The 25,865-nt window shown below is 57.2% G+C and carries 28 protein-coding genes; 17 read left to right on the top strand and 11 right to left on the bottom strand.

Annotated elements, in window-relative coordinates; all coding sequences use genetic code 11:
- Positions 1–102: 102 nt before the first annotated feature.
- The 3 genes from AC0TOY_RS07565 to tisB form a co-directional block, all read right to left on the bottom strand.
- Complete coding sequence (locus AC0TOY_RS07565) at positions 103–936, bottom strand: EamA family transporter (RefSeq protein ID WP_473721670.1); 834 nt, start codon at positions 934–936, stop codon at positions 103–105.
- Positions 937–998: 62 nt separating this feature from the next.
- On the bottom strand, positions 999–1,445 hold the full coding sequence (locus AC0TOY_RS07560) for a GNAT family N-acetyltransferase (protein WP_473721669.1): 447 nt from the start codon (positions 1,443–1,445) through the stop codon (positions 999–1,001).
- A gap of 64 nt (positions 1,446–1,509) precedes the next feature.
- Positions 1,510–1,599 (bottom strand): type I toxin-antitoxin system toxin TisB, encoded by a 90-nt coding sequence (gene tisB, locus AC0TOY_RS07555; protein ID WP_473721668.1) that lies wholly within the window; start codon positions 1,597–1,599, stop codon positions 1,510–1,512.
- Positions 1,600–2,087: 488 nt separating this feature from the next.
- On the opposite strand from tisB, the gene AC0TOY_RS07550 reads away from it, so the two are divergent.
- The 9 genes from AC0TOY_RS07550 (at position 2,088) to uhpT (ending at position 10,155) form a co-directional block, all read left to right on the top strand.
- On the top strand, positions 2,088–2,402 hold the full coding sequence (locus AC0TOY_RS07550; protein WP_024907375.1) for a type II toxin-antitoxin system HigB family toxin: 315 nt from the start codon (positions 2,088–2,090) through the stop codon (positions 2,400–2,402).
- Positions 2,399–2,818 carry a helix-turn-helix domain-containing protein gene (locus tag AC0TOY_RS07545; RefSeq protein WP_148769206.1) on the top strand — a complete coding sequence of 140 codons (420 nt, stop codon included), beginning with the start codon at positions 2,399–2,401 and terminating at the stop codon, positions 2,816–2,818. The genes AC0TOY_RS07550 and AC0TOY_RS07545 overlap by 4 nt, the downstream gene beginning before the upstream one ends.
- Before the next feature lie 147 nt (positions 2,819–2,965).
- Positions 2,966–3,064, top strand: coding sequence for an ilvB operon leader peptide IvbL (gene ivbL / locus AC0TOY_RS07540; protein WP_057979964.1), 99 nt, complete (start codon positions 2,966–2,968; stop codon positions 3,062–3,064).
- 106 nt (positions 3,065–3,170) lie between these two features.
- Positions 3,171–4,859: an acetolactate synthase large subunit gene (gene ilvB / locus AC0TOY_RS07535; protein ID WP_090420310.1), complete on the top strand. Its 1,689-nt coding sequence runs from the start codon at positions 3,171–3,173 to the stop codon at positions 4,857–4,859.
- 3 nt (positions 4,860–4,862) lie between these two features.
- The gene (gene ilvN, locus AC0TOY_RS07530; protein ID WP_008500144.1) at positions 4,863–5,150 is read left to right on the top strand and encodes an acetolactate synthase small subunit; all 288 of its coding nucleotides are present in this window, start codon (positions 4,863–4,865) and stop codon (positions 5,148–5,150) included.
- An 82-nt stretch (positions 5,151–5,232) separates the two neighbouring features.
- Complete coding sequence (gene uhpA, locus AC0TOY_RS07525) at positions 5,233–5,826, top strand: transcriptional regulator UhpA (protein WP_024907372.1); 594 nt, start codon at positions 5,233–5,235, stop codon at positions 5,824–5,826.
- Entirely contained in the window at positions 5,823–7,328 is a 1,506-nt protein-coding gene (gene uhpB, locus AC0TOY_RS07520) for a signal transduction histidine-protein kinase/phosphatase UhpB (RefSeq protein ID WP_061716250.1), read from the top strand. The genes uhpA and uhpB overlap by 4 nt, the downstream gene beginning before the upstream one ends.
- Positions 7,321–8,631 (top strand): MFS transporter, encoded by a 1,311-nt coding sequence (gene uhpC, locus AC0TOY_RS07515; RefSeq protein ID WP_248166099.1) that lies wholly within the window; start codon positions 7,321–7,323, stop codon positions 8,629–8,631. Before uhpB ends, uhpC begins: the two co-directional genes overlap by 8 nt.
- Before the next feature lie 132 nt (positions 8,632–8,763).
- The gene (uhpT, locus tag AC0TOY_RS07510; protein ID WP_473721667.1) at positions 8,764–10,155 is read left to right on the top strand and encodes a hexose-6-phosphate:phosphate antiporter; all 1,392 of its coding nucleotides are present in this window, start codon (positions 8,764–8,766) and stop codon (positions 10,153–10,155) included.
- Positions 10,156–10,218: 63 nt separating this feature from the next.
- Here uhpT and AC0TOY_RS07505 read toward each other — a convergent pair whose 3' ends face one another.
- Positions 10,219–11,019 (bottom strand): MBL fold metallo-hydrolase, encoded by an 801-nt coding sequence (locus AC0TOY_RS07505; protein ID WP_407820905.1) that lies wholly within the window; start codon positions 11,017–11,019, stop codon positions 10,219–10,221.
- A gap of 197 nt (positions 11,020–11,216) precedes the next feature.
- On the opposite strand from AC0TOY_RS07505, the gene AC0TOY_RS07500 reads away from it, so the two are divergent.
- Entirely contained in the window at positions 11,217–11,669 is a 453-nt protein-coding gene (locus AC0TOY_RS07500; protein ID WP_024907368.1) for a DUF1198 domain-containing protein, read from the top strand.
- 102 nt (positions 11,670–11,771) lie between these two features.
- The gene (gene nepI, locus AC0TOY_RS07495) at positions 11,772–12,962 is read left to right on the top strand and encodes a purine ribonucleoside efflux pump NepI (RefSeq protein ID WP_048992754.1); all 1,191 of its coding nucleotides are present in this window, start codon (positions 11,772–11,774) and stop codon (positions 12,960–12,962) included.
- Between the two features lie 111 nt (positions 12,963–13,073).
- Here nepI and AC0TOY_RS07490 read toward each other — a convergent pair whose 3' ends face one another.
- From AC0TOY_RS07490 to AC0TOY_RS07465, 6 genes are all read right to left on the bottom strand, one after another.
- The gene (locus tag AC0TOY_RS07490; RefSeq protein ID WP_473721666.1) at positions 13,074–13,979 is read right to left on the bottom strand and encodes a DMT family transporter; all 906 of its coding nucleotides are present in this window, start codon (positions 13,977–13,979) and stop codon (positions 13,074–13,076) included.
- A 134-nt stretch (positions 13,980–14,113) separates the two neighbouring features.
- The gene (locus AC0TOY_RS07485) at positions 14,114–15,493 is read right to left on the bottom strand and encodes a carbohydrate porin (protein ID WP_023326394.1); all 1,380 of its coding nucleotides are present in this window, start codon (positions 15,491–15,493) and stop codon (positions 14,114–14,116) included.
- Positions 15,494–15,631: 138 nt separating this feature from the next.
- Positions 15,632–15,934 (bottom strand): PTS lactose/cellobiose transporter subunit IIA, encoded by a 303-nt coding sequence (locus AC0TOY_RS07480; protein ID WP_008500136.1) that lies wholly within the window; start codon positions 15,932–15,934, stop codon positions 15,632–15,634.
- A gap of 5 nt (positions 15,935–15,939) precedes the next feature.
- Positions 15,940–17,316, bottom strand: a complete 1,377-nt coding sequence (locus tag AC0TOY_RS07475; RefSeq protein ID WP_032654357.1) for a glycoside hydrolase family 1 protein — start codon at positions 17,314–17,316, stop codon at positions 15,940–15,942.
- Between the two features lie 17 nt (positions 17,317–17,333).
- On the bottom strand, positions 17,334–18,662 hold the full coding sequence (locus tag AC0TOY_RS07470; RefSeq protein WP_031275290.1) for a PTS sugar transporter subunit IIC: 1,329 nt from the start codon (positions 18,660–18,662) through the stop codon (positions 17,334–17,336).
- Positions 18,663–18,673: 11 nt separating this feature from the next.
- On the bottom strand, positions 18,674–18,988 hold the full coding sequence (locus tag AC0TOY_RS07465) for a PTS sugar transporter subunit IIB (protein ID WP_021242703.1): 315 nt from the start codon (positions 18,986–18,988) through the stop codon (positions 18,674–18,676).
- Positions 18,989–19,281: 293 nt separating this feature from the next.
- Between AC0TOY_RS07465 and AC0TOY_RS07460 the strand changes: the two genes are divergently transcribed.
- The gene (locus tag AC0TOY_RS07460) at positions 19,282–20,232 is read left to right on the top strand and encodes a LacI family DNA-binding transcriptional regulator (RefSeq protein WP_023293714.1); all 951 of its coding nucleotides are present in this window, start codon (positions 19,282–19,284) and stop codon (positions 20,230–20,232) included.
- Between the two features lie 61 nt (positions 20,233–20,293).
- Here AC0TOY_RS07460 and AC0TOY_RS07455 read toward each other — a convergent pair whose 3' ends face one another.
- On the bottom strand, positions 20,294–20,590 hold the full coding sequence (locus AC0TOY_RS07455; protein WP_061716244.1) for a YicS family protein: 297 nt from the start codon (positions 20,588–20,590) through the stop codon (positions 20,294–20,296).
- A gap of 140 nt (positions 20,591–20,730) precedes the next feature.
- Here AC0TOY_RS07455 and AC0TOY_RS07450 point away from each other — a divergent pair, with 140 nt between their 5' ends.
- The 5 genes from AC0TOY_RS07450 (at position 20,731) to AC0TOY_RS07430 (ending at position 25,860) form a co-directional block, all read left to right on the top strand.
- A complete protein-coding gene (locus AC0TOY_RS07450; protein ID WP_473721665.1) occupies positions 20,731–21,150 on the top strand; it encodes a GNAT family N-acetyltransferase in 420 nt (139 codons plus the stop codon).
- A gap of 147 nt (positions 21,151–21,297) precedes the next feature.
- Positions 21,298–22,098, top strand: coding sequence for a lipoprotein NlpA (gene nlpA, locus AC0TOY_RS07445; RefSeq protein ID WP_370884579.1), 801 nt, complete (start codon positions 21,298–21,300; stop codon positions 22,096–22,098).
- A gap of 122 nt (positions 22,099–22,220) precedes the next feature.
- Positions 22,221–23,000 carry an MBL fold metallo-hydrolase gene (locus tag AC0TOY_RS07440; protein WP_248166103.1) on the top strand — a complete coding sequence of 260 codons (780 nt, stop codon included), beginning with the start codon at positions 22,221–22,223 and terminating at the stop codon, positions 22,998–23,000.
- A 26-nt stretch (positions 23,001–23,026) separates the two neighbouring features.
- Positions 23,027–23,980, top strand: coding sequence for a helix-turn-helix domain-containing protein (locus AC0TOY_RS07435; RefSeq protein WP_248166104.1), 954 nt, complete (start codon positions 23,027–23,029; stop codon positions 23,978–23,980).
- Between the two features lie 182 nt (positions 23,981–24,162).
- Complete coding sequence (locus tag AC0TOY_RS07430; protein WP_473721690.1) at positions 24,163–25,860, top strand: ShlB/FhaC/HecB family hemolysin secretion/activation protein; 1,698 nt, start codon at positions 24,163–24,165, stop codon at positions 25,858–25,860.
- The last annotated feature ends 5 nt before the right edge of the window (positions 25,861–25,865 follow it).

The following is a 25,865-nucleotide window of genomic DNA, read 5'->3' as shown; positions in this document are numbered from 1 at the left end:
TCTACCACAGAGAGATGACAATTTAAGCATTGTCTTGGTGAATGAAAAAACCGGCAAAGGCAGGATTTGTAAACAAGAACGGCAACTAATGTTGCCAGTGCTTTACGCCAGGCGCAGCAGAATGGCGCCGCCGGCAATGCCCAGCGCCGCCGCGATGCGCAGGCCCGCAACCTTCTCTTTTAAAAGCAAAAAAGCGATCAGCGCGCCAAAGAGTATGGAGGTTTCCCGCAGAGCCGCGACCACCGCCAGCGGTGCCTGCGTCATTGCCCACAGCGCCAGACCATATGAGCCCATCGTGCCAACGCCGCCGAGCAACCCCTTTTTCCAGTGCAGACGCAGGTAGCCGGACGCCTCGCGCCGACGCGCGACCATCGCCCAGCACAGCAGGCAGAAGCCGTTCATAAAGAAGGTCCATAGCGTATAGCCCAGCGCGGTGTCCGACAGCCGCACGCCGGTGCCGTCCACCAGCGTATATCCGGCAATAAAACAGGCGTTCAGCAGCGCCAGCCAGATCCCTTTGCGTGACTGCATGCGCCCGTTCATCGCCATCGCCAGAATCGACAGGCAAATTACTCCGATCCCGGACCAGGCGAGCCACGAAAGGCTATCGCCGAGCGCCAGCACGCTGATCAGCGCCACCAGCAGCGGGGCGGTGCCGCGCATCAGCGGGTAGGTCTGGCTCATGTCGGAGACCTGATAGGTTTTCGCTACCAGCACGGTGTACACCACCTGTAAGGCGCAGGAAACAATCAAAAACGGCCAGCTTGCGGCAGAGGGCTGCGGGGAAAACGGCAGTAAGACCAGAGCGATAACCGTGGCGGAGCCGCTGACGCTTATGGCGGAATAGAGCTTGTCCGTTCCGGCTTTGACGATGGCGTTCCAGCTGGCATGCAGCAGCGCGGCGAAGAGCAAAATGCAAAAAACGGTTATGGTCATGGCGTATCGGGTGATGAATTGTCACTCAACTGTAACATTCACATCCTGATGCTGCCAGCCGGTTACACCGCACAAAAAAGGCGATGCGTCACCCGCGGTTCGTCTGAGACCATCGTAAAACCCGCCCGATTATAAAACCCGCAGGCACTGTCCGGCGCGTGGGTATTCAGGAAATCAAACCAGATGCTGGCATCGGCCATGACCACGGTCAAAAGCTGTTTGCCAATGCCCAGCCCGCGGCACTTCTCGCTGACGTAAAGATGGCGAATACGTCCGGCGCGCGGCTGCTGGCTGAACGGATCGCGATTGAGACCACACACACCCACCAGCTTGCCGTTGAGAAACGCACCCAGCAGCTTTTCACCCGGTGCGTTAAAGCGGTTCTCACCGCGCTGCCAGTTCTCTTCCAGCCTGCGCAGCATGTTGAAATTCAATGCGAGACTTTCCGCCTTCAGGGCGATGTACCCCGGCTCATCCGGTGTGACAGGCTCAATTAACAGACGCGACATAGCATTCCCTCGTTATTAAAGAGGGGCGGTTGCCCGCCCCTCTCAGGTGCGACTTGAACCTGAATCAGCGAGTGAATTTCAGGACAGCATCAAGCAGTTGCAGTACAGCAACAATGAGTTTAAGGATAAGTATCACCATATCCACTACGCTCATACGCGTCTCCTTTTGGTTAAAAGGAGCACGATGCTGGCGTACCTTTCCGCCGCCTGTTGCCAGCACCTGGATTGACGTAACACAGTGTGCTCACTTCAGGGGTTAAGGCACTGACGGCACCACCCGTTTCAGCCAGGACTTCGTTGCGCCGGTAGAACTGCGGCCCCCTCGCTCACTGCGAACACCCTCAGTATAGATAAATACTGTATGTATGAACAGTGTTTTTTGGACAAAAATCGAAAGGCGATCCATACTCAAAAACGTCAAAATCCGTGCCGGAATTGCGCGTTCGTCTTCGATCGCGTATACTTTTTGCGTTGACGTAACACAGTGTGTTCTGCGGCAACCAACCGCAAAACCCTGATAAAAACCTCGCTCCGGCGGGGTTTTTTGTTTTCAGATGTTAGATGGCGCAACGATGTTTGTTGACACATTGGCAATGCATGGTATTGTTGCCATAATGGCAACGGACGCGGCAGGCATGCAGTATGCATTTAATCTCTATGAAGGCAATTTATGATGCGGTAACTCAGTTTCCGCAGCACAAGGAAGAGCTCCTGTTTTTAGGCCGCACCATCGAAAAGAGCCATTGCCCGACACCTGCTGCGCTGAAAAAACTGTTTCCGACGCTGGATAACTTTAAGTATCTGGATAAGCATTATGTTATTGATATTGCAAACAACAATCTCAGAGTAGTGGCTCTCATCTTCTTTGAAAGCCAAAAGTTTTATGTGCGCCATGTTTTTACTCATAAGGAATATGACCGTTTTACGGAGAAACATCGCACTAAGGGGAAGAAATGATGATCGTCGCTGATGCAATGAAAGCTACGCATGCCCTTGTTGCGGCTGTTCCTTTACTGGGTGAACAGCCGAGCGAGAAAGATTATAAAGATGCGCTTGAGCTGGTTGAGTATCTGCTCATGAACGAGCCCGATAGCCCCTTGCTGGATATTGTGTGCGCCAGGATTAGCCGTTACGAAGCCAACCGGCCAGAGATAGTCGCATTACGCAAGGAGATGGAGTCCGTTCCCGTCGGTGTTGCGGTTTTAAGAACCTTAATGGATCAGTACAACCTGACGATATCGGATTTTCAGGATGAAATTGGCAGTAAATCGATGGTTTCACGGGTTCTGAATGGTCAGAGACAGCTTACGCTGAACCATATTAAAAAGCTGGCGGCCAGATTTGGGGTATCACCTGCGCTGTTTATTGAGTGAGTCAAAGTCGACTTTTTGAGTGTCACCACCCAACAAACGAAACGTGATCCCTGACGCATTTTTGCGCAGATGAAAATTTTTCCATTGTCACGCCCGAAAACCTGTGTTTGTATAAATTCAATTAATGATTCCAAACACAGGTCCCCAATGACTTCATCCATCTTCACTTCGACTCTACTAAAAACTGCGCAACCAGCCGCAGTGGTCGTCGTGCGTGTGGTGGTCGTCGTCGGCAATGCGCCGTAGGGACTGGATCAACACACGAATCCAAAACCCCGCCGGCGCAAACCGGGCGGGGTTTTTCGTTTAAGAGCCTCCCCGGAAAGTCGGCCCAGAAGAAAAGGACTGGAGCATGGCAAGTTCGGGCACAACATCCAACAAGACGCGTTTTACTGGCGCGCAGCTGATCGTTCATCTGCTGGAGCGACAGGGCATCACCACGGTTGCGGGCATCCCCGGCGGCACGGTGCTGCCGCTGTACGATGCGTTAAGCCAAAGCACGCAGATCCGCCACGTCCTGGCACGCCACGAGCAGGGGGCAGGCTTTATCGCTCAGGGCATGGCGCGTACCCAGGGTAAACCGGCGGTCTGTATGGCCTGCAGCGGGCCGGGCGCAACCAACCTGGTGACCGCCATCGCCGACGCGCGCCTCGACTCCATTCCGCTGATCTGCATTACTGGCCAGGTGCCGTCCTCGATGATCGGCACCGATGCGTTCCAGGAAGTGGATACCTACGGCATCTCTATCCCCATCACCAAACATAACTATTTAGTTCGCGATATCAGCGAACTTCCTCAGGTTATCAGTGATGCGTTCCGCATTGCCCAGTCCGGCCGCCCGGGCCCGGTGTGGATAGACATTCCTAAGGATGTCCAGACCGCAGAGATCGAGATCGACGTGCTGCCGGAGCCGGGCGACCGTGCCCCCGCGCCAGCATTCAGCGCTGAGAGCGTGCGCGATGCCGCAGCCATGATCAACGCCGCCAAACGTCCGGTGCTCTATCTGGGCGGCGGGGCGATTAATGCTGCGGATGAAATCCGTGAGTTTGCGGAAAAAGCCAACCTGCCGACCACCATGACCCTGATGGCGCTGGGCATGCTGCCAAAAGCGCACCCGCTGTCCCTGGGGATGCTGGGCATGCACGGCGCGCGCAGCACCAACTACATCCTGCAAGAGGCTGATTTGCTGATTGTTATGGGCGCGCGTTTTGATGACCGGGCGATCGGCAAAACCGAGCAGTTCTGCCCGAACGCGAAGATCATTCACGTGGATATCGACCGCGCCGAGCTGGGTAAAATCAAGCAGCCGCACGTGGCGATTCAGGGCGATGTTGCCGAAGTGCTGGCGGAGCTGATCCCGCAGACGGACGCAACCGACCGCGCCGACTGGCGTAAGCTGGTGGCCGATCTGCAGCGCGAGTTCCCGGGCGCCATCCCAACCGAAGGCGACCCGCTGAGCCACTATGGTCTTATCAACGCCGTTGCTGCCTGCGTGGACGACAGCGCGATTATCACCACCGACGTGGGCCAGCATCAGATGTGGACCGCTCAGGCCTACCCGCTGAACCGTCCGCGCCAGTGGCTGACCTCCGGCGGTCTGGGCACTATGGGCTTTGGTCTGCCTGCAGCAGTTGGTGCAGCGCTCGCCAACCCGGACCGCAAGGTCATCTGCTTCTCCGGCGACGGCAGCCTGATGATGAACATTCAGGAGATGGCGACCGCGGCCGAAAACCAGTTAGACGTGAAAATCATCCTGATGAACAACGAGGCGCTGGGGCTGGTGCATCAGCAGCAGAGCCTGTTCTACAAGCAGGGCGTATTTGCGGCGACCTACCCGGGAATGATTAACTTTATGCAGATTGCCGCCGGTTTTGGCCTGCACACCTGCGATCTGAACGCCGAAGAAGACGCGCAGGCGGCGCTGCAGGCGGCGATTTCTCGTCCCGGCCCGGCGCTGATCCACGTGCGTATCGACCCTGAACAAAAAGTGTATCCGATGGTGCCGCCGGGTGCGGCAAATACTGAGATGGTGGGAGAATAAGCCATGCAGAAACAACATGATAACGTCATTCTGGAACTCACCGTCCGCAACCACCCTGGCGTCATGACCCACGTCTGCGGGCTGTTTGCCCGCCGGGCGTTTAACGTGGAAGGCATTCTCTGTCTGCCGATTCAGGGCAGCGAGCACAGCCGCATCTGGCTACTGGTCAACGATGACCAGCGTCTGGAGCAGATGATGGCGCAGATCGACAAGCTGGAAGATGTCACCAACGTGGCGCGTAACCAGTCCGATCCCACCATGTTTAACAAAATTGCGGTGTTTTTCGAATAGATCGCTTAAGGTAAGCGTCTTTCGCTCTTGTAGGCCGGATAAGCGCAGCGCCATCCGGCGTTTTCAGACCGCAGGAAGACACATGACCACCATCGCCCTTATCGACGACCACCTTATCGTCCGCTCTGGCTTTGCCCAGCTTCTCAACCTCGAACCAGATTTCCAGGTCGTGGCCGAGTTTGGCTCCGGTCGCGAGGCGCTGGCGGGCCTGCCGGGGCGCGGGGTGCAGGTCTGTATCTGCGACATTTCGATGCCGGATCTCTCCGGGCTGGAGCTGTTAAGCCAGCTGCCGAAAGGGATGTCGACGATTATGCTCTCGGTCCACGACAGCCCGGCGCTGGTCGAGCAGGCGCTCAACGCGGGGGCGCGCGGGTTTCTCTCCAAACGCTGTAGCCCGGACGAACTGATCGCCGCGGTGCGCACCGTCTCCACCGGCGGCTGCTATTTAACGCCGGATATCGCCATCAAGCTGGCGGCCGGACGTCAGGATCCGCTCACCAGACGCGAACGTCAGGTGGCTGAGAAGCTCGCGCAGGGGATGTCGGTAAAAGAGATTGCCGCCGAGCTGGAACTGTCCCCGAAAACCGTACACGTTCACCGCGCCAACCTGATGGAAAAACTTAACGTCAGCAACGACGTCGAGCTGGCGCGCCGCATGTTCGACAGCTGGCAATGAGTCCCGTCTTTTCGCGGCTGATCGCCGTCGTTGCCAGCTTCTTTATCTTCTCCGCCGCGTGGTTCTGCTTATGGAGCATCAGCCTGCACCTGGTGGAACGCCCCGAGCTGGCGGTGCTGCTGTTTCCCTTCGGCCTGCGACTGGGGCTCATGCTCCAGTGCCCGCGCGGATACTGGCCGGTTTTGCTGGGCGCAGAGTGGCTGCTGCTGGTCTGGCTGGCGCAGGAAGTCGCTCTGGTGCACCTGCCATTATTGATGACCGGAAGCCTGCTCACGCTGCTCCCTGTTGCCCTCATTTCCCGCTACCGTCACCAGCGCGACTGGCGCACGTTGCTGCGGCAGGGGGCGGCGCTGATTGCCGCCGCGCTGCTGCAGTCCCTGCCGTGGGCGGGTGATAAGGAGATGCTCAACGCGCTGCTGCTGACCCTCACCGGCGGCCTGACCCTCGCGCCGACCTGCCTCGTCATCTGGCATTACCTCACCAGTACCGTCTGGCAGCCGCTCGGCCCGGCGCTGGTTTCCCAACCGGTGAACTGGCGCGCCCGGCACCTCATCTGGTATCTGCTGCTGTTCGTGGTGAGCCTGTGGCTTCAGCTGGGTCTACCTGCCGAGCTTTCACGCTTTACCCCGTTTTGCCTTGCGCTGCCGATTATTGCCCTGGCCTGGCACTACGGTTGGCAGGGAGCGCTGATCGCCACCCTAATGAACGCCATCGCGCTGATCGCCAGCCAGACCTGGCACGACCATCCTGTGGACCTGCTGCTTTCCCTGCTGGCCCAGAGCCTGACCGGGCTGCTGCTCGGGGCGGGTATCCAGCGTCTGCGCGAGCTGAACCAGTCCCTGCAAACCGAGCTGGCGCGCAACCGGCGTCTGGCTGAACGCCTGCTGGAGACCGAAGAGAGCGTGCGGCAGGAGGTCGCCCGCGAGCTGCACGATGATATCGGCCAGACGATTACCGCCATCCGCACCCAGGCGGGCATTGTCCAGCGTCTGGCGGCGGAAAACGCGGGCGTGAAGCAGGGCGGAGCGCATATCGAGCAGCTTTCGCTGGGCGTGTATGACTCGGTGCGACGCCTCCTCGGCAGGCTGCGTCCGCGCCAGCTCGACGACCTGTCGCTGGAGCAGGCGGTGCGTTCCCTGATGCGCGAGATGGAGCTGGAAAGCCGCGGCATTGTCAGCCATCTCGACTGGCGAATTAACGAATCTGTCCTGAGCGAAGGCCAGCGCGTGACGCTGTTCCGCGTCTGTCAGGAGGGGCTGAACAATATCGTCAAACACGCCAGTGCCAGCGCGGTCACGATCCAGGGCTGGGAGCAGGACGAACGCCTGATGCTGGTAATTGAAGACGACGGCTGCGGCCTGCCGCCGGGCTCCGGCCAGCAGGGCTTTGGCCTGGCGGGCATGCGCGAGCGCGTGAAGGCGCTCGGCGGCACGCTGAACCTCTCCTGCACCCACGGGACGCGCGTCAGCGTCAGCCTGCCGCTAAGGAGCCACCATGTTTAAGACCCCCGCGAACGCCGCACCGATAGGTAACAAAGCGGAAATCGACGCCCGCTACCGCTACTGGCGTCGCCATATTCTGATCGCTATCTGGCTCGGCTACGCGCTTTTCTACTTTACCCGCAAAAGCTTCAACGCCGCCGCGCCGGAGATCCTCGCCAGCGGCGTGATGACGCGCACCGATATCGGCCTGCTGGCGACGCTGTTTTACATCACCTACGGCCTGTCGAAGTTCTTCTCCGGCATCGTCAGCGACCGCTCTAACGCGCGCTATTTTATGGGCGTTGGGCTGATCGCCACCGGCGTGGTCAACATTCTGTTTGGCTTCTCCACTTCGCTCTGGGCCTTCGCCCTGCTGTGGGCACTGAACGCCTTTTTCCAGGGCTGGGGCGCGCCGGTCTGCGCCCGCCTGCTCACCGCCTGGTATTCGCGCAACGAGCGCGGCGGCTGGTGGGCAATCTGGAACACCGCGCATAATGTCGGCGGGGCGCTGATCCCGATGGTGGTGGGTGCCGCAGCGCTGCACTACGGCTGGCGCGCGGGGATGATGATTGCCGGCGGCCTCGCGATTGTCGCCGGGCTGTTCCTCTGCTGGCGCCTGCGCGACAGGCCGCAAACCGTTGGCTTGCCCGCGGTGGGCGACTGGCGGCACGACGAGATGGAAATGGCGCAACAGCAGGAGGGGGCGGGGCTGACGCGCAAAGAGATCCTCACCAAATATGTGCTGAAAAACCCGTATATCTGGCTGCTGTCGCTCTGCTACGTACTGGTGTACGTGGTGCGTGCGGCCATCAACGACTGGGGCAATCTGTACATGTCCGAGACGCTCGGCGTGGACCTGGTGACCGCCAACTCGGCGGTGACGATGTTCGAACTGGGCGGGTTTATCGGCGCGCTGGTGGCGGGCTGGGGCTCGGACAAGCTGTTCAACGGCAACCGCGGCCCGATGAACCTGATATTCGCCGCCGGGATTTTGCTCTCCGTTGGCTCGCTGTGGCTGATGCCGTTTGCCAGCTACGTGATGCAGGCGGCGTGCTTCTTCACCACCGGCTTCTTCGTGTTCGGCCCGCAGATGCTGATCGGCATGGCGGCGGCAGAGTGCTCGCACAAAGAGGCGGCAGGCGCGGCGACGGGCTTTGTCGGGCTGTTTGCTTACCTTGGCGCATCGCTCTCCGGCTGGCCGCTGGCGCGGGTGATCGACATCTGGCACTGGAGCGGATTCTTCGCGGTGATCGCCATCGCGGCGGGGATCTCCGCCCTGCTGCTGCTGCCGTTTTTGAACGCGCAGGCGCCGCGCGAAGCGTGACGCGCCTCACCTTTTGCTGCCGAGTGGCGCAAAACTAAGAAATTTTCCCGGTTTCACCTGGACGCTGTCTCAGGCATCTCTCCCGGCTGGTTTTTACAATGCTGCAAAAATCAGCTCAGGAGTAACTCAGTCATGCTGGCCTTCTTAAATCAGGTGCGCAAGCCGACCCTGGATCTGCCGCTCGACGTGCGGCGCAAAATGTGGTTCAAACCGTTCATGCAGTCTTATCTGGTGGTCTTCATCGGCTACCTGACCATGTACCTGATCCGCAAAAACTTTAACATCGCGCAGAACGACATGATCTCCACCTACGGACTGAGCATGACGCAGCTGGGGATGATTGGCCTGGGCTTCTCCATCACCTACGGCGTGGGTAAAACCGTCGTGTCCTACTACGCGGATGGCAAAAACACCAAGCAGTTCCTGCCGTTTATGCTGATCCTCTCCGCCATCTGTATGCTTGGCTTCAGCGCCAGCATGGGCGCAGGGTCCGTTAGCCTGTTCCTGATGATCGCCTTCTACGCCCTGAGCGGTTTCTTCCAGAGTACCGGCGGGTCGTGCAGCTACTCCACCATCACCAAATGGACCCCGCGCCGCAAGCGTGGTTCGTACCTCGGCATGTGGAACATCTCCCACAACCTCGGCGGTGCCGGTGCGGCTGGCGTGGCGCTGTTTGGCGCGAACTACCTGTTCGACGGCCACGTGATCGGCATGTTTATCTTCCCGTCGATTATCGCCCTGATTGTCGGCTTTATCGGCCTGCGCTACGGTAGTGACTCCCCGGAATCGTACGGCCTCGGCAAAGCCGAAGAGCTGTTTGGCGAGGAGATCAGCGAAGAGGACAAAGAGACCGAAGAAAACGAGATGTCCAAATGGCAGATCTTTGTTGAGTATGTGCTGAAAAACAAAGTGATCTGGCTGCTGTGCTTCTCGAACATCTTCCTCTACGTGGTGCGCATCGGCATCGACCAGTGGTCCACCGTGTACGCCTTCCAGGAGCTGAAGCTCTCTAAAGAGGCGGCGATTCAGGGCTTCACCCTGTTCGAAGTGGGCGCGCTGGTTGGTACCCTGCTGTGGGGCTGGCTCTCCGACCTCGCCAACGGCCGTCGCGCGCTGGTGGCCTGCGTCGCGCTGGCACTGATTATCGCCACGCTCGGCGTCTACCAGCACGCCAGCAACCAGTACGTTTACCTGGCGTCACTGTTCGCGCTCGGCTTCCTGGTGTTTGGTCCGCAGCTGCTGATTGGCGTGGCAGCAGTGGGCTTCGTCCCGAAAAAAGCGATCGGCGCCGCCGATGGGATTAAGGGCACCTTCGCCTACCTGATCGGCGACAGCTTCGCCAAGCTGGGTCTGGGGATGATTGCTGACGGCACGCCGATTTTCGGCCTCACCGGCTGGGCGGGCACCTTCGCGGCGCTGGATGCAGCAGCGATTGGCTGTATCGTCCTGATGGCGATGGTCGCGGTGCTGGAAGAACGTAAAATTCGCCGTGAGAATCGTGCGCAGAAATTAAAAACAGCCTGAGTGTGCAGGTAACTTCTTTGCCCGGTGTGTGATGCCGGGCTTTTTTATTAGCTGAGTTAAGACCTACCCCAGAACAAAAATATCCCCTGTTGCCGGGGTAACCGCGTCCGGCAACCACAAATTGCCCCATTTACCCGTACAATGGCAGCCCATTATTTTGTCGGGTTGTAGGCCGTGCAGAAACTGCCTGAGTGCCCAGAGCTTACGCGGTGACGCACAGCGAAGATGGAAACCACCGAAAATTGCATGAATATGGTTGATGCCGGTTATTCTCTGACAGTGACGCACAATATCGATCAGACCTCGGTGCCCACAGCCGATAAAAATGACCAGGCCACGGTCAGATTTATAAATTAGAACCCCTTCATCTTTCACATAATCCACATCCGCATTTTTACTACCGATAACACCGTATGCGTGCGGTTTGGCGACAGGGATCTCCCCTGACCATATAAAGCGCTTCCCAATCTGGAGCGGGGTGCTGCTGTATTCCATGCGATAGTGTGAATAATCATTTTTCAGCGACAACTTTTTTAATCTGGCGGTATACCCTGAAAACTGTATTGCCGAGTAGCGCTCGCAGGCCACGTGGGGATGGCAGACGATCCGGCAATTATCCGGTAACCACGGAACGCCGCCGCAATGGTCATAGTGCCCGTGAGAAAGTACAGCTGCGGTCAGGCAGGTCAAATCGACTCCCATCAGAGCTGCGTTATGTATGAAGCTATCATCCGGACCGGTATCAAACAGAATGGAATCATTTTCATCCTGTATAAACAGGCTGAGTCCTGCTTTAGCTCGCAGTAAATTTTTAGCGCCGGGATTAGGTCTGTTCTCCAGCAGGACACTGATTGTTATGGACATGTTCGCTCTTTCCCTGAAGTGAAGATTCGTTACCGCCAGGCATTGACCATACACCGTGTATATATAATCGTCCCCATAAAAACTAAAACGACTTTCCTGCCGTTTTTCCAGCACTTTTCCATTCACTATTATGCTTCTACCCGCTGTCGACGCCGTGCGTTTCCCGCTATGATGAGCGGCTAGTCTAAGGAGAACGCATGGTCTGGATAATGCTGGCAACGCTTGCCGTGGTGTTTGTGGTGGGATTTCGCGTCCTGACCTCAGATTCCCGCCGCGCCATCAAACGTTTAAGCGAGCGTCTGGGCATCACCCCGATGCCGGTCGAGTCGATGATCGATCAGTTTGGTAAAACGTCGGGCAATGAGTTTATCCGCTACCTTGAGCGCCCGGACGAAGCGCATCTGCAAAACGCGGCGCAGGTGCTGCTCATCTGGCAGGTCTGCATTGTCGACGGTAGTGAAGAGAACCTGCACACGTGGCACCGCCTGCTGCGTAAAGCCCGCCTGGCTGCGCCTATCACCGATGCACAAATTCGTCTCGCGCTTGGCTTTATGCGCGAGATGGAACCCGATCCGCAGGAGCTGAACGCCTTCCAGCTGCGCTATAACCAGCTCTTCCTGCCGGAAGAGGGCGTGTTTTATCTGCACTGATCCCCTGTAAAAACGACAAAAGTTGTCTAAACGTTAAATTCGTCACACTTTTGATGATAAACTGCGCGACTTTTCCGCACGTTTTTATCTTCAGGTGATGCCATGACAGAACATATCCAGCCCACGACCAGACCGCAGACCAACGAGGTTTCACGCCCCAACTGGTCGGCCGTCTTCGCCGTGGCGTTCTGCGTCGCCTGCCTGATTACCGTTGAGTTTCTGCCGGTCAGCCTCCTGACGCCGATGGCGCAGGATCTGGGCATTTCCGAGGGCGTGGCGGGTCAGTCCGTTACCGTCACCGCCTTCGTGGCGATGTTCGCCAGCCTGTTTATCACCCAGGTGATTGGCACCATCGACCGCCGTAAAGTGGTCATCCTGTTCAGCGTGCTACTGACGCTCTCCTGCCTGCTGGTCTCCTTCGCGGAAAGCTTCACCCTGCTGCTGCTCGGGCGCGCCTGTCTGGGGCTGGGATTAGGCGGCTTCTGGGCGATGTCGGCCTCGCTCACCATGCGCCTGGTGCCCGCGCGTACGGTGCCAAAAGCGCTTTCCGTTATCTTCGGTGCGGTTTCTATCGCGCTGGTGATTGCCGCGCCGCTGGGCAGTTTCCTGGGCGGGATTATCGGCTGGCGTAACGTCTTCAACGCGGCGGCAGTGATGGGCCTGCTCTGCATTATCTGGGTGTGGAAGGCGCTGCCGTCCCTGCCGGGCGAAGCGGCGCATCATAAGCAGAACATGTTCAGCCTGCTGAAGCGCCCCGGCGTGCTGGCAGGGATGACCGCGATCTTTATGTCCTTTGCCGGGCAGTTTGCCTTCTTCACCTATATACGCCCGGTGTATATGACCATGGCGGGCTTTGACGTCGACGGCCTGACGCTGGTGCTCCTGAGCTTCGGTATCGCCAGCTTTGTCGGCACGTCGCTGTCGTCACAGTTCCTGAAGCGCTCACTGAAGGTGGCGCTGGCGGGTGCGCCGCTGGTGCTGGCAGTGAGCGCCACGGTGCTGGTGCTGTGGGGCAGCGATAAGTGGGTTGCGTCAGCCATTGCGATTATCTGGGGCTTTGCCTTTGCGCTGGTGCCGGTGGGATGGTCGACGTGGATCACCCGCTCGCTTGCCGATCAGGCGGAAAAAGCCGGGTCGATTCAGGTGGCGGTGATCCAGCTGGCGAACACCTGCGGCGCGGCCATTGGCGGCGTGGCGCTCGACCATCTGGGGCTGACGTCACCGCTGGTGATTTCCGGCACGCTGATGCTGCTGACGGCACTGCTGGTGGCGGGGAAGGTGAAGGCGAAGTAGTCAATTTTCCCCTCACCCTAACACTCTCCCCATAGGGGAGAGGGGACTACTCGGTGCGGTATTTTCACCCTCGCCCCTTTGGGGAGAGGGCCGGGGTGAGGGGACTTCAGGCTACGCCGATGTCCTCACCCGTCTTCTTGAATCCATCGAAATCAGCACCACCGACGACACAATCAGCAGCGTTCCCAGCCAGTCCGGCAGGGTGAACGCCACGCCCAGCAACATCACCGACAGCAACGCGCTGCTCAGCGGTTCGGCGCAGCTCAGAATGCTCGCCTTCGGCCCGCCGATCATCTGTGCGCCTTTCAGGTACAGACTGAACGTCAGCGCCGTGCCAATCACCACCAGGTAGAAAAACGCCAGCAGCAGGCTGCCGTCAATTACGAAGGTTGTCCCGCGTCCGGCGTAGAACGGCGTCAGCATTAACCCGGCAATTAACATACTCCAGCCGACAATCGGCAATGTGCCGTAGCGGGCAATCAGCGTTGACGGATAGGTGGTGTAAAACGCGGCGGCAAACGCCGAGGCGATGCCGAAGAACAGTGCGGCAGGCGAGATGGAGAGCGAGGTTGGGTCGCCGTGGGTCACCAACAGGAAGGTGCCAACAAGCGACGTCATGATGGCCGACAGCACAAACACGCCGGGACGCTTTTTCCGCGCCAGGGCAAACCACGCCACAATGATGGTCGGTGACAGAAACTGCAGCACGGTAGCGGTCGCTGCGTTGGATTTTTCAATCGTCAGCAGGAAGGTGAGCTGCACGGTGAGCGCGCCGACAAGTGAAAATATCAGCAGGCTGAGGGCGTCTTTGCGATGTTTGATGACCGAGAAAATCTTGTCGCCGTGAACGAAGGAGAGCGTCAGCAGGATCACGCCGGTAAACAGCAGGCGAACCATGGTCAGGTAAGGCGAAGAAATGTGGCTTTTCTCCATGATGTACTGCGCGCAAACGCCGGAACTGCCCCATAAAACGGCGGCGATCAGAACGTTCAGCATCCCTTTACGTGTGGAACCCATTTTCTCCCCTGTTATGTTGGTTTTTTTGTAGCATAACATGGGATCTTGCCGGGTGGCGCTACGCTTACCCGGCCTACAAAACCTTGTAGGCCCGTGCAAGCGCAGCGCCGCCGGGCGAAACAAACGGCGCTCTACTAGAACCACGCCTCCCACATCGCGCCGACGTTGAAGTCGTCGAGCGTCTCGTCTTTGGTGTTATTCACGCGCGCGGTGCGTGCGTTATCCACCTTGCCGCCGGTCACGTAGAAGCGCAGCATCGGACGGAACTCTGGCCCCATGGCGATAGACATGTTCTGCGACAGGGTCAGCTTCCAGCCCTTATTATCGCCGCCGTTGTCGTAATCCACGTGCTGCCAGCCCGCTTCCAGCCAGGTGGAGTGAACGTCGTTCCACCAGTGCATCGGACGCACGATGGCGTTGTAGTTCTTACGGTTGTCGGTCTTATCACGGCTGTTGTCGTAGTCGTGGAAGGCGAGGATGTACTCCACCTGCGTGGCCTGGGTGAATTTGTACAGCCCTTCGAAGCTGGCGTAGACCGTGGTCAGGTCTTCGGTTTTATTGAACACGCTGTTGTCCGAGTTATCGGAGTAGCGGGCAATCACCTTGTTCACGCCGCTGTCGTTGGTGTGGCTCAGCACCACGCCGCCCTGCCAGGCGTTCAGACGCTCATCGCTCTCCACCGCTTTTGAATCAAAGCCGTAGTTGGCGTACAGCTCCAGATCCAGCGGACCGAGCTTCATACCGTGGATTTTAGAGGTGGCCGCGTAGTTACCTTTGTCGCCCGTGCCGGACCCGCCGGTACAGGTGATGCGTGACGGGTTCGCTTCGTCTTCCATCACTTCCGGGCTACAGGATTCCACTGCCGCCACGGCAGCGACGTCAAACTGCACGCCGCCGATATCGAAGTTCTTCACCCCGGCGCCCTGGCCGTCGTGGTTCATCCAGAAGTAATCGTTGATGCCCTGCTGCGGACGCTGGTGGAAGTCGCGACCGGCCCAGAAATAGGCATTCGGGTTGGAGGCCATAATATTGGTCACCCCCGCGTAGGCCTTTTTCAGGTTAACTTCGTCGCCCCAGTGGTCGATCATCACGTTGATGTCCCAGATGGCGCCGTTTTCGCCCTTGAAGGCTTTAGAGAGCTGGAACTCGCCGCCGTTGCCTTCGTTACCCAGACGACCAATTGCGGACGCGCCGTTGTAGGAGCCATCGACCGCCACATATTTCTGATCGGCGGCCTGGAAGTGCGCGCCATAGCGGGCGTAGCCGGTAAATTTAATCCCGAACGGAATCGCCATGTCCGGGGATTGCGCCGCGCTCTGCGGCTCGGTCACCACGTCCGCTTTTTTCGCGACGGCGGCATCCATTTTGGCCTGACGTTCGGCCAGGGCTTTATCCACCGCTTTCGCCACAATGGCGTCGATTTGCTCCTGCGTGAATTCCTGGGCGAGCACGGAAATTGGGCAAAGCGCGGCGATAACCGCCATAGTTAATGGAAGTTTTTTAATCGTATTCATGGTTATCTCAATATAGTTTAATTTTATTCAGACAATAACCATCCCGCTCCGATCTGACAGAATATGTCGCTATCATCAGAACAAGTGGATTTCTAGTTTTAGGTACAGAGGTATTACAGTAATTTATTTCGCCATAGACTATCTCTGATATAAATGAATAATTTCTTCGGATAATTCACGCGCTAATAAGGAGTTCATTAAATGATCCTGCGCGTGCACCATAATTAAGGTCATCGGCTGGCGGGCTTCGCCCGCGTCCTGCTCAATCAGTTTGGTCTGCATCTTGTGCGCCTGACGCGCGTAGCCGTCGGCTTCGCGCAGCAGGCTTTTGGCTTCGTCAATGTTGCCCTGGCGCGCCGCGTGCAGCGCTTCAAAGCACAGGCTGCGGGACTGCCCGGCGTTGACGATAATTTCCATTACGGCTTCTTCTAGTGCGATCATCATCATTACTCTTTATCAAAGCTATTATTTAAGGCGGTGGCGGCAAACCACTCCCCGCTTTTCTTAATGGTGCGCTGCTGCGTCTCCAAATCGAGCTGGATAAATCCGTAGCGATTTTTATAGGCATTACACCACGACCAGTTATCAATAAATGTCCACATATGGTAGCCAAGACAATTACACTCTTCGCTTATGCCTTTATGCAGCCACGTTAAATGCTCAGATATAAAATCAATGCGGTATTGATCGTTAATCTGGCCATTTTCAATAAAACGTTGCTCGTTTTCGACGCCCATGCCGTTTTCAGAAATAAAGCAGCGGGGGTTGCCGTAATTGTCGCGCAGGTTAATCAGAATATCGTAAATACCCGGCGCGTAGATTTCCCAGCCGCGGTAGGGGTTCATCTTGCGGCCCGGCATCTCGTAGCTATCAAAGAACCATTCCGGCATAAACGGCGACTGCGGGTTCACCGCGCTGTCGCGACACTTCACGCGACGCGGCTGATAGTAGTTAATGCCGAGCAGGTCGATTTTCCCTTCCGCAATCAGGAAACCGTCTTCCGGCTTGCAGGCGGGCAGCTGGTCGTAAGATTTCAGCAGCGCCACCAGATCGGCCGGGTATTCGCCGCGCAGGACCGGATCCAGGAAGCTGCGGTTAAACATCAGATCCGCAACGTGCGCCGCCTTCACGTCTGCCGGGTTCTGCGAACGCGGATACGACGGCGTCAGGTTCAACACGATGCCGATCTCCCCCGCGTAGTGCCCGGCGCGGTAGGCCTGAACCGCCTTCGCATGGGCCAGCACCGTGTGATAAGCCACGGTGGCCGCCCGGCGGAAATCCACTACGTTGGGGTAGTGGAAGTCGTACAGATAACCGCCTTCCACCGGCACGATCGGCTCGTTGAAGGTAAACCAGTGCAGCACGCGGTCGCCGAACAGCTCGAAGCAAATCTGCGCATAGCGGGCGTACGCGTCCACTACGTCACGGTTTTCCCAGCCGCCAATTTCCTGCATCGCCATCGGCATGTCGAAATGGAACAGGGTGATAAACGGCGTGATGCCCTGTTCATTCAGCTCATCAATGACCTGATTATAAAAATCGACCGCGTCCGGGTTCACTTCACCGATACCGTCGGGGATCAGGCGCGCCCAGCTAATCGAGGTACGAAAGCTGTTGTGGTTCAGCTGTTTTAACAGCTGAATGTCCGTTTTCCAGTGCTGATAAAACGTGGAGGTGTGCTGCGGCCCCACGCCGTTGTGAAAACGGTTCGGCTCGCGGGCAAACCAGTAGTCCCACGTGGTTTCACCCTCTCGTGTCCCTTCCGTCTGGAGAGCGGAGCTTGCGCTGCCCCACCAGAAGTTATCGGGAAATGCGTATTTCATGACCCTTCCTCTTTGACTTAATTACTTGTGGCTTCAGCGGCACCCACGGCTGCAGCCTGGGCTTTCTGCTCTTCGTTTTTAATCAGCGTACGCTCATAGGCGCGCAGGAACGGCAGGTACATCAGCGCCGACATCACCATGCAGACGAGGCACATCACCACCGGGCTCAGCGCCCAGTTCGCCGCCCACGAGGCGCCAATCGGCGCGGGCGTAGTCCACGGGGTTAACGAGACCACCTGTGCCAGCCAGCCGAGCTTCGTGGCGCCGTACGCCAGGCAGGCGTTGACCAGCGGAACGAACACGAACGGGATAAACAGCATCGGGTTCATGATGATCGGCGCGCCGAACAGAATCGGCTCGTTGATGTTAAAGAAGCTTGGCACCACGCCCATTTTGCCGATGGTGCGCAGGTGGGTAACGCGGCTGCGCAGCAGCAGGAAGGCCAGCGGCAGGGTGGAACCGACGCCGCCAATCAGCAGGTAGTGATCCCAGAAACCTTGCAGATAAACGTGCGGCAGCGCCGCGCCTGCGGCCAGTGCCGCCTGGTTTGCCGAGAGGTTCGCCATCCAGAACGGGTTCATGATGCCGGTAACAATCAGCGAGCCGTGGATACCCGCGAACCAGAAGATCTGGCACAGCAGCACGGAGAGCAGAATGGCAGGCAGGGAGTCAGACGCGGACACCAGCGGCTCCAGCAGGTGCATGATCGCCTGCGGGATAATCATCCCGGTCTGCGCTTCAATGAACAGGTTCAGCGGGTGCAGCGTGCCGATCACCACCATCACCGGGATCAGGATCTCAAACGAACGCGCCACGCCGGTGGGCACTTCCTTTGGCAGGCGGATGGTGACGTTGTTCTGCTTCAGCCAGGCGTACACGCGGGTTGAGTAAATGGCGGCGATCAGCGCGGTGAAGATGCCCTGGCCGGAGAGGTACTGGGTTGAGATTTTGCCGTCGGCATACGGCGCGGCGACTAGCAGGAAGGCCATAAAGGCCAGCAGGCCGGACATCACCGGGTCGAGGTTAAACTGACGCCCCAGGCTCGCCCCAATCCCTACCGAGATGAAGAAGGTCATCACGCCCATGCTGAGGTTAAACGGCAGCATCAGCTGTTCGCGGTAGGTTTGGGAAAAATCCAGCCAGCCGCGGGCGAAGCTGTTAGTGGTATCCGCCGAGAACGGCGGGAAGATGAACACCAGCATAAACGAGCCGATGATCATAAACGGCAGCGCGGCGGTAAAGCCGTCGCGGATGGCAATCACGTACTTTTGCTGACCGAGCTTCGCGGCCAGCGGGGTAATTGACTGCTCAATCACCGCAACCATGGATTGATATAACGAACTCATGTGAACACCTTTTAGTGTGCCGCTTCGATGAGCGACAGAGCAAAGTCCAGTACTTTATCGCCACGCTGCATGCCGTAGTCCATCATGTCGATGGGCTGCACCGGAATGCCATGCGTCGCCGCCTTGTCTGAGAGTGTCTGTAACATGTATTTCACTTGCGGTCCGAGAAGTACCACCTGGTATTGCGGAAACTGCGTATCAAATTCGGAAACACCGTACGCATCAATCTTCACCGACAAACCACGTTCTTTCGCGACATCGACCATTTTGCTGACCAACAGGCTGGTGGACATCCCGGCAGAGCAGCACAGCATAATCTTGAACATCGACAACCATCCTCTAAATGTAAAAAGTTATTGCGAGGATGATTGGACATGATACGGAAACCGGTTTCCATTCATAAAAGACAGAACTGTGACAACCATCAAGATCCAATACTTATGAGGCTAATTAACCGGATGCAGGTCACATAATTTGGCTGTTTTGACATCATTTGGAGTGGAAACGGAAAATCGGTTTCCATAGAAAACGGAAACGGATATACTCCGCTCTGGCTATAATGTGAGCCGAAGCGGTCATGGAATTTGCAGGCGCGAGGTAAGCCTGCCAGGGGAAAGAGATGTCGACAATCAATGATGTATCACGTCTTGCCGGGGTGTCTAAAGCCACGGTATCGCGAGTGTTGAGTGGGTCGCGTGGCGTCAAGGAAGCCAGCCGTCAGGCCGTTCTGAAGGCAGTGGATGAGCTTAACTACCGGCCTAATGTGATTGCCCAGTCGCTGCTGAGCCAGTCTACGGGCTGTATCGGGGTGATTTGCGCCCAGGAAAACATTAACCAGACCACCGGTTATCTCTACGCGCTGGAAAAACAGCTCAGCCAGCATCAAAAACACCTGCTGCTGCGTTTCGCGCACAGCAAAGCGGAAGTGATGCACGCTCTTGAGGAACTCTCCTGCGGGCTTTGCGATGACATCCTGGTGATTGGCGCGCGTTTCCCGCTGGACGTCGACATGGACAACGTCATTCTGGTGGACTGCATGGAGTCTGATAATTCCAACAGCATCCAGTTCGATCACGCCTTTGCCGCCGAAACCGCCTGTAACTACCTGACCAGCCAGGGGCGACGCCAGATTGCCCTGATCCATCCGCACGGCAGCGGTTTTGCTGACCAGGTGCTGCTCGGCTACAAGCACGCGCTGGAGAAAAATTTCCTGCCCTTTAATCGCAACCTTGTGTTCATGGACGCGACCTCGTCGTCCGTTGCGCTACAGGAGCTGCTGAATAACGCCAGCACGCTGAACTTCAACGCTCTGCTGGTGGCGGACGAGCAGGAAGCCCAGCGGGTGATCCCGCAGCTGCAGGCGTTTAATAAATCCGTGCCGGACGACATTATGGTCTTTAGCCTGGCCGGATCGCTGCACCTGCCGGGTATTCCGGTGATCCCGGCGATTGAATATTCTATGGATGCCATGGCGGCGCGTATCGTGAGCTGGCTGACGGAGAAAACGCAGATGCTGGGTTCGTATGTGCTGCGCGGGGATTTGATCATTCCAGACGTGCGTAAGCGTTAAACATGTTGTGTAGGCCGGGAAAGGCGCAGCCGCCACCCGGCGAGAAGCACGTTTCCAGCCCTCAGTAATCTTCCATACAATCCACCTGACCAACCGCCGCCCAGTAGGCATCCAGGTTGTCGCGCTTCACGGCGGTAACGGCATTTTTGATCAGCAACTGATTGGCCTCGGAGGACAAAATCATCGCCTGCCAGGCCTTATCGCTCTGCTTTTTCTGTGGCGTACAGGTTTTCTTAATATCTTTCAGGACCTGTTGCTTAATCTGCGCCTCTTTCGCCGGATCGTCCTTTTCCTGAGCATGGACAAACGCGGCGAACAGCAGACAAACCAGCAGGCAGACCAGGTGCGCAGCTTTCATCAATAACCCCCTTTAGAAGTCACAGGCTTCCCATGAAATATATCGTTACATTCAGTGTAGCGACTCCAGTCGAAAGTATGAATTTTCTCCACGATGCGTGTGTGAGATAGTGAAACGGCACAGATAACAAGGAGAAAAATATGCACCTGAGTATTACTCATGCGGTTACGGCGCCCGAAAAAGAAGAGTTGCTCGTCGGCCTGAGAGCGTATAACGGACAGTTTCTCGATCTGACAAACTTTAGCGGCGACATTGGCGTTTACGTGCGCGACGATAAAGGCGTCATGCTTGGCGGGCTCATTGGGGTGCGCAAAGGCGACTGGCTGAATATCGACTTTCTCTGGGTGAGCGACACCGTACGGGGAACTGGCGTCGGCAGCCAGCTCATCAAAACGGCCGAAGAAGAAGCCAGGCGCAAAGGCTGCAAGCACGCGCTGGTCGATACCGCCAGCTTCCAGGCGCGTCCGTTCTATGAAAAGCAGGGGTATCAGCTGCAGATGTCTTTGCAGGATTATCCGTACCCGGGCATGCAGCGGCATTATCTGGCGAAAGCCCTTTAAGCCCTGAATCCGTAGGCCGGGTAAGCGCAGCGCCACCCGGCCATACCCGCATATAACCGATCCTTCTTATTGATTCTTTTTCGGTTTTTATTTCCCCGCCTCGTTGTCGATATAGTCACTAAAACATTCAGCAAAAGGAACTGTCTTGTGAAACGTCGATTGGGTGCTCTGGTACTGGCTGGCCTGCTGCTGGCAGGGTGCGATCAAAGTGGCAGCGATGCCAAACACATTAAAGTCGGCGTCATCAACGGCGCTGAACAGGACGTGGCGGAAGTCGCCAAAAAGGTGGCAAAAGAGAAATATGGCCTGGACGTGGAGCTGGTGGGCTTCAGCGGCTCGCTGTTGCCTAACGATGCCACCAACCAGGGGGAACTGGATGCCAACGTCTTCCAGCATCGCCCGTTCCTTGAAGAAGATAACAAGGCGCATGGCTATAAGCTGGTGGCCGTGGCGAACACCTTTGTTTTCCCGATGGCCGGCTATTCCCGCAAAATCAAATCCGTGTCTGACCTGAAGGACGGGGCAACCATTGCCATTCCAAACGACCCGACCAACCTTGGCCGTGCGCTGTTGCTGTTGCAAAAAGAGAAACTTATTACCCTGAAGCCGGACACCGGGCTGCTGCCCACGGCGCTGGATATTACCGCCAACCCTAAGCAGCTGAAAATCATGGAGCTGGAAGGGGCGCAGCTGCCGCGCGTGCTGGACGACCCGAAAGTGGATGTCGCCATCATCAGTACCACCTATATCCAGCAAACCGGGCTGTCACCGGTGCATGACAGCGTCTTTATTGAAGACAAAAACTCGCCGTACGTGAACATCGTGGTGACGCGCGAAGACAACAAGGACGCGGAGAATGTGAAGGCGTTTATCGAGTCGTATCAGTCACCTGAAGTGGCAAAAGCGGCTGAGACGATCTTTAACGGCGGGGCAGTGCCGGGCTGGTAAACGATGTGACAGAAAACAGGTTGCTTCTCTTGGCCCGATTCCATCGGTAATCGCCCTTTAGCCCACAGCGTCAATTGCGACGGCTGGCTATCCTCCTTATCACCCCAACAGGAGGATAGCCCATGAACATTACCCACATTCGCAACGCCACCCAGCTTATTTCCTACGCCGGAAAACGTCTTTTAATCGACCCGATGCTGGCCCAAAAGGGCGCTTATCCGGGCTTCCCCGGCACGGCGTATGCCGAACGCCGTAACCCGACGGTCGAACTCCCCGTTGACGTCAACACGCTGCTGGACGCCGACGCAGTGATCGTCACCCATACCCATGACGATCACTGGGATCGCGCCGCGGCGGAGCTGATCGCCAAAGACAAACCGATCTACGTGCAAAACGACCGTGACGCCGCGCTGCTACGCAGTCAGGGATTTAACAACCTGACGGTCATGACCGACGCGACCACCTTCGGCGATATTCAGATTACGAAAACCCGCGGCGGCCAGCACGGGACCGATCGCGCTTATGCCGTGCCGGAGCTGGCAGAACGGCTGGGCGAGGCCTGTGGCGTGGTGCTGCGTCATCCTGATGAGAAGACGCTCTATCTTGCAGGGGATACCGTCTGGCGTGACGAGGTAGCGGCCGATCTGCAAAAACACCAGCCGGACGTGGTGGTACTGAACGCCGGCTATGCCCACGTCATTGGTTTTGGGCCCATTATTATGGGGCAGGAGGACGTGCTCAACGTTCATTTCCTGCTGCCGCAGGCCAACATTGTGGCGAGCCATATGGAGGCCATTAACCACTGCCTGTTGACCCGCAGCGCGCTGCGTGAGTACGTTGAAGCTAATCAGGTGAGTGACGCAGTGAGCATTCCCCAGGATGGCGAAACCGTTATATTCTGAGTGCGTTAAAGGGAAAGGAGAGACAGATGTCGCTAATCAACGTCGCGATTGTCGCGGTAGACGGGTTCAGCCCGTTTCACTACTCCGTTCCCTGCATTCTGTTTGGCGATTCGGTCTCCGGCGAAAAGCGCTTTAACGTGACGATTTGCGCCGAAACGCCGGGGTTACTTACCTCAAAAGACGGATTTGCTCTCAACGCCACGCAGGATTTTACCGCCATTGGGCAGGCCGATATTGTTGTCGTTCCCTACTGGCAGCACGTTCTGGAACGCCCGCCGCAGGTGCTGCTCGACAGCCTGGTGCAGGCGAGAGACCACGGTGCAGAAATCGTCGGGCTGTGTCTGGGATCGTTTGTGCTGGCCTGGGCGGGGATCCTCGACGGCAAACGTGCGGCCACCCACTGGGAGTTCGAACGTCAGTTTCAGTCGCTCTTCCCGCACGTTCAGCTGGATATTAATGCCCTTTACGTGGATGACGGCAATATCATCACCTCCGCCGGTACTGCCGCTGCCCTCGACTGCTGCCTGTATATCATTCGCCAGCGCTTTGGCAGCGTGGTCGCCAACCAGATTGCCCGCCGGATGATTGTTCCGCCCCACCGCGAGGGCGGGCAGGCGCAGTTCATCGCCCAGCCGGTACCCAAAGATACCCGCGACGGACGCATTAACTGCCTGATTGACTACCTGCAGCAGCACATCACCGAACCGCATAGCCTGGACTCCCTGGCGGAGGTGGTTTCGATGAGCCGCCGCACCCTGACCCGTCATTTTATTAAAGCCACGGGATTGAGCGTCGCCGACTGGCTTACCGCCGAGCGCCTGCGGCGCAGCCAGATCCTGCTTGAAGCCGGAAATATGCCGATTGAACGCGTGGCTGAGCTGGTGGGATTTAATTCCGCCGTCACCTGGCGACAACAGTTTAAAGCACGTTTTGGGGTGAGCCCCGCAGAATGGCGAAAAACGTTTCGGCTTCATGCCTAGTGTATTACGACTAACTCAAGATTTAAGGGTGAGTTAAACAATTTCTTATTTTCTCTTAATATCCTTTTCACTTTTCTGAAAGAACTATTAATTTTAGGTGCCCTAATGCAAATTAGATATACTCGCCTTAAGAATGCTCTTATATTACAAAAATAATCATTGCGGACGTTTTTGTGGCATGGATGAATAGCTCCAAAATAAAAAATAGAATAATTTCATTAGTAAATTATGCTGCTGCTATCTTATTGGCTGTCTTTTTTTTAGCGCGCGCCAATGCTGCGCCGCTGTCGCCAGCCGATCGCGATTCCATTCAACAGCAACAGCAGCAGCTTTTATTACAGAACCAGCAACAGCGTGAAGAGCTGGAGCGGAGTATTCCTCGCCCTGCGCCCGCCAGACCGCTGCCTGTTACCGGCTCCGGGCCCTGTTTCACTATTCATACCATTACCCTTTCCGGTGCGACCTTAATCTCCCCGAAAAATCGGCAGGCCCTTGTCGCGCCGTGGCAGGGCCGCTGTCTGGATATGGCGAAAATAACGGAGCTTCTCGCCCATATTTCTGACTGGTATATCAGCCGGGGATATATCACCAGCCGCGCTTTTCTTACCGAGCAGGATCTCTCCGGCGGTCAGCTGAATATTGTTGTGCTGGAAGGCAGACTGGAAGCGATCCGTCTGGAAGGCGAAACGCCGCGTATGCTGAAAATGGCGTTTCCGGGACGGGTGGGCGGCATCCTTAATTTACGCGATATTGAACAGGGCATGGAGCAAATTAACCGTTTGCGTACCGACCCGGTTCAGATTGAAATTCTTCCGGGAACGCAGGCCGGATATTCCATCGTTAATCTCACGGCAAAACCGGAATTTCCCTTAAGTGTATCCGTAAGCCTGGATAATAGCGGGCAGAAGAGTACCGGCGAAGATCAGCTGAGTGGCGTGCTCACCGCCAATAATATGCTGGGGCTGGCGGATAAATGGTTTGTCAGCGGCGGGCGCAGCAGCGATTTTGCCAGCGCGTACGATGCGCAGAATTTCCAGGCGGGCGTCAGCGTGCCGTTTGGCTACGGATTACTGGACTACAGCTACGCCTGGAGTAACTACCGGACCACCATCAATAACCAGGGATTCAACTGGCTCTCCACGGGCGATACCAAAACCCACCGCGTTAACGCGTCCTGGGTGGTCTTCCGCAACGGGGAGGTGAAAACCGGCATTGCGGCTGGCGTGGTTCAGCGCTCCAGTCGCAACTGGCTCAACGACGCGCCGCTTCAGAGCAGCACGCGCAACCTCTCCAGCCTGATTCTGGGCATTACGCACACGCAAAAAATGCTGGGCGGCGTGGCGACCTTCAACCCGACCTGGAGCCACGGCATGCCTTGGTTCAATGCCGAAACCGACGAAGATAAGTCCGGGGATATGCCGCGCGCGGAATTCCGCAAATGGAGTCTGAACGCCAGCTTCCAGCGGCCGATTACCCGTAATGCCTGGTGGCTGACCAGCGCCTATGGCCAGTGGTCGCCCGATCGGCTGTACGGTTCCGAGCGCCTGACGCTCGGCGGCGAAAGCTCCGTGCGCGGTTTTAAAGAGCAGTACCTGTCCGGGGATAACGGCGGCTACTGGCGTAACGAGCTGGGGTACTCCCTCTTCACCCTTCCGGTGATTGGCGCGGTGAGCGCAACGGTCGCCGTTGACGGCGGCTGGCTGGAAAAAGACCGTCAGGACCGCTTTGCCTCCGGCACGTTATGGGGTGGCGCGGTGGGGCTGAGCAGCGCAGGGCGCTGGTACAGCAGCCAGATTTCGGTCGGTACGCCTTTGCACTACCCCGACTGGCTCGGCCCGGATCATGTGAGCGTTAACTGGCGCATTGCCTTCATGCTTTAAGAGAC

It is taken from the genome of Enterobacter sp. PL_is379 (assembly GCF_055817355.1).
This window is presented reverse-complemented; position numbering and strand designations above follow the sequence as displayed.

What these genes read in the sequence shown, in the direction of transcription:
- ivbL (WP_057979964.1), top strand. Translation starts at nt 2,966, where the DNA reads ATGACTTCATCCATCTTCACTTCGACTCTACTAAAAACTGCGCAACCA.
- ilvB (WP_090420310.1), top strand. Translation starts at nt 3,171, where the DNA reads ATGGCAAGTTCGGGCACAACATCCAACAAGACGCGTTTTACTGGCGCG.
- AC0TOY_RS07430 (WP_473721690.1), top strand. Translation starts at nt 24,163, where the DNA reads ATGAATAGCTCCAAAATAAAAAATAGAATAATTTCATTAGTAAATTAT.
- uhpC (WP_248166099.1), top strand. Translation starts at nt 7,321, where the DNA reads ATGTTTAAGACCCCCGCGAACGCCGCACCGATAGGTAACAAAGCGGAA.
- AC0TOY_RS07550 (WP_024907375.1), top strand. Translation starts at nt 2,088, where the DNA reads ATGCATTTAATCTCTATGAAGGCAATTTATGATGCGGTAACTCAGTTT.
- AC0TOY_RS07565 (WP_473721670.1), bottom strand. Translation starts at nt 936, where the DNA reads ATGACCATAACCGTTTTTTGCATTTTGCTCTTCGCCGCGCTGCTGCAT.
- AC0TOY_RS07480 (WP_008500136.1), bottom strand. Translation starts at nt 15,934, where the DNA reads ATGATCGCACTAGAAGAAGCCGTAATGGAAATTATCGTCAACGCCGGG.
- AC0TOY_RS07440 (WP_248166103.1), top strand. Translation starts at nt 22,221, where the DNA reads ATGAACATTACCCACATTCGCAACGCCACCCAGCTTATTTCCTACGCC.
- AC0TOY_RS07465 (WP_021242703.1), bottom strand. Translation starts at nt 18,988, where the DNA reads ATGTTCAAGATTATGCTGTGCTGCTCTGCCGGGATGTCCACCAGCCTG.
- AC0TOY_RS07560 (WP_473721669.1), bottom strand. Translation starts at nt 1,445, where the DNA reads ATGTCGCGTCTGTTAATTGAGCCTGTCACACCGGATGAGCCGGGGTAC.
- AC0TOY_RS07455 (WP_061716244.1), bottom strand. Translation starts at nt 20,590, where the DNA reads ATGAAAGCTGCGCACCTGGTCTGCCTGCTGGTTTGTCTGCTGTTCGCC.
- AC0TOY_RS07485 (WP_023326394.1), bottom strand. Translation starts at nt 15,493, where the DNA reads ATGAATACGATTAAAAAACTTCCATTAACTATGGCGGTTATCGCCGCG.
- nepI (WP_048992754.1), top strand. Translation starts at nt 11,772, where the DNA reads ATGACAGAACATATCCAGCCCACGACCAGACCGCAGACCAACGAGGTT.
- tisB (WP_473721668.1), bottom strand. Translation starts at nt 1,599, where the DNA reads ATGAGCGTAGTGGATATGGTGATACTTATCCTTAAACTCATTGTTGCT.
- AC0TOY_RS07490 (WP_473721666.1), bottom strand. Translation starts at nt 13,979, where the DNA reads ATGGGTTCCACACGTAAAGGGATGCTGAACGTTCTGATCGCCGCCGTT.
- AC0TOY_RS07450 (WP_473721665.1), top strand. Translation starts at nt 20,731, where the DNA reads ATGCACCTGAGTATTACTCATGCGGTTACGGCGCCCGAAAAAGAAGAG.
- uhpA (WP_024907372.1), top strand. Translation starts at nt 5,233, where the DNA reads ATGACCACCATCGCCCTTATCGACGACCACCTTATCGTCCGCTCTGGC.
- uhpB (WP_061716250.1), top strand. Translation starts at nt 5,823, where the DNA reads ATGAGTCCCGTCTTTTCGCGGCTGATCGCCGTCGTTGCCAGCTTCTTT.
- AC0TOY_RS07475 (WP_032654357.1), bottom strand. Translation starts at nt 17,316, where the DNA reads ATGAAATACGCATTTCCCGATAACTTCTGGTGGGGCAGCGCAAGCTCC.
- AC0TOY_RS07500 (WP_024907368.1), top strand. Translation starts at nt 11,217, where the DNA reads ATGGTCTGGATAATGCTGGCAACGCTTGCCGTGGTGTTTGTGGTGGGA.
- uhpT (WP_473721667.1), top strand. Translation starts at nt 8,764, where the DNA reads ATGCTGGCCTTCTTAAATCAGGTGCGCAAGCCGACCCTGGATCTGCCG.
- AC0TOY_RS07435 (WP_248166104.1), top strand. Translation starts at nt 23,027, where the DNA reads ATGTCGCTAATCAACGTCGCGATTGTCGCGGTAGACGGGTTCAGCCCG.
- AC0TOY_RS07505 (WP_407820905.1), bottom strand. Translation starts at nt 11,019, where the DNA reads ATGTCCATAACAATCAGTGTCCTGCTGGAGAACAGACCTAATCCCGGC.
- ilvN (WP_008500144.1), top strand. Translation starts at nt 4,863, where the DNA reads ATGCAGAAACAACATGATAACGTCATTCTGGAACTCACCGTCCGCAAC.
- AC0TOY_RS07545 (WP_148769206.1), top strand. Translation starts at nt 2,399, where the DNA reads ATGATGATCGTCGCTGATGCAATGAAAGCTACGCATGCCCTTGTTGCG.
- AC0TOY_RS07460 (WP_023293714.1), top strand. Translation starts at nt 19,282, where the DNA reads ATGTCGACAATCAATGATGTATCACGTCTTGCCGGGGTGTCTAAAGCC.
- AC0TOY_RS07470 (WP_031275290.1), bottom strand. Translation starts at nt 18,662, where the DNA reads ATGAGTTCGTTATATCAATCCATGGTTGCGGTGATTGAGCAGTCAATT.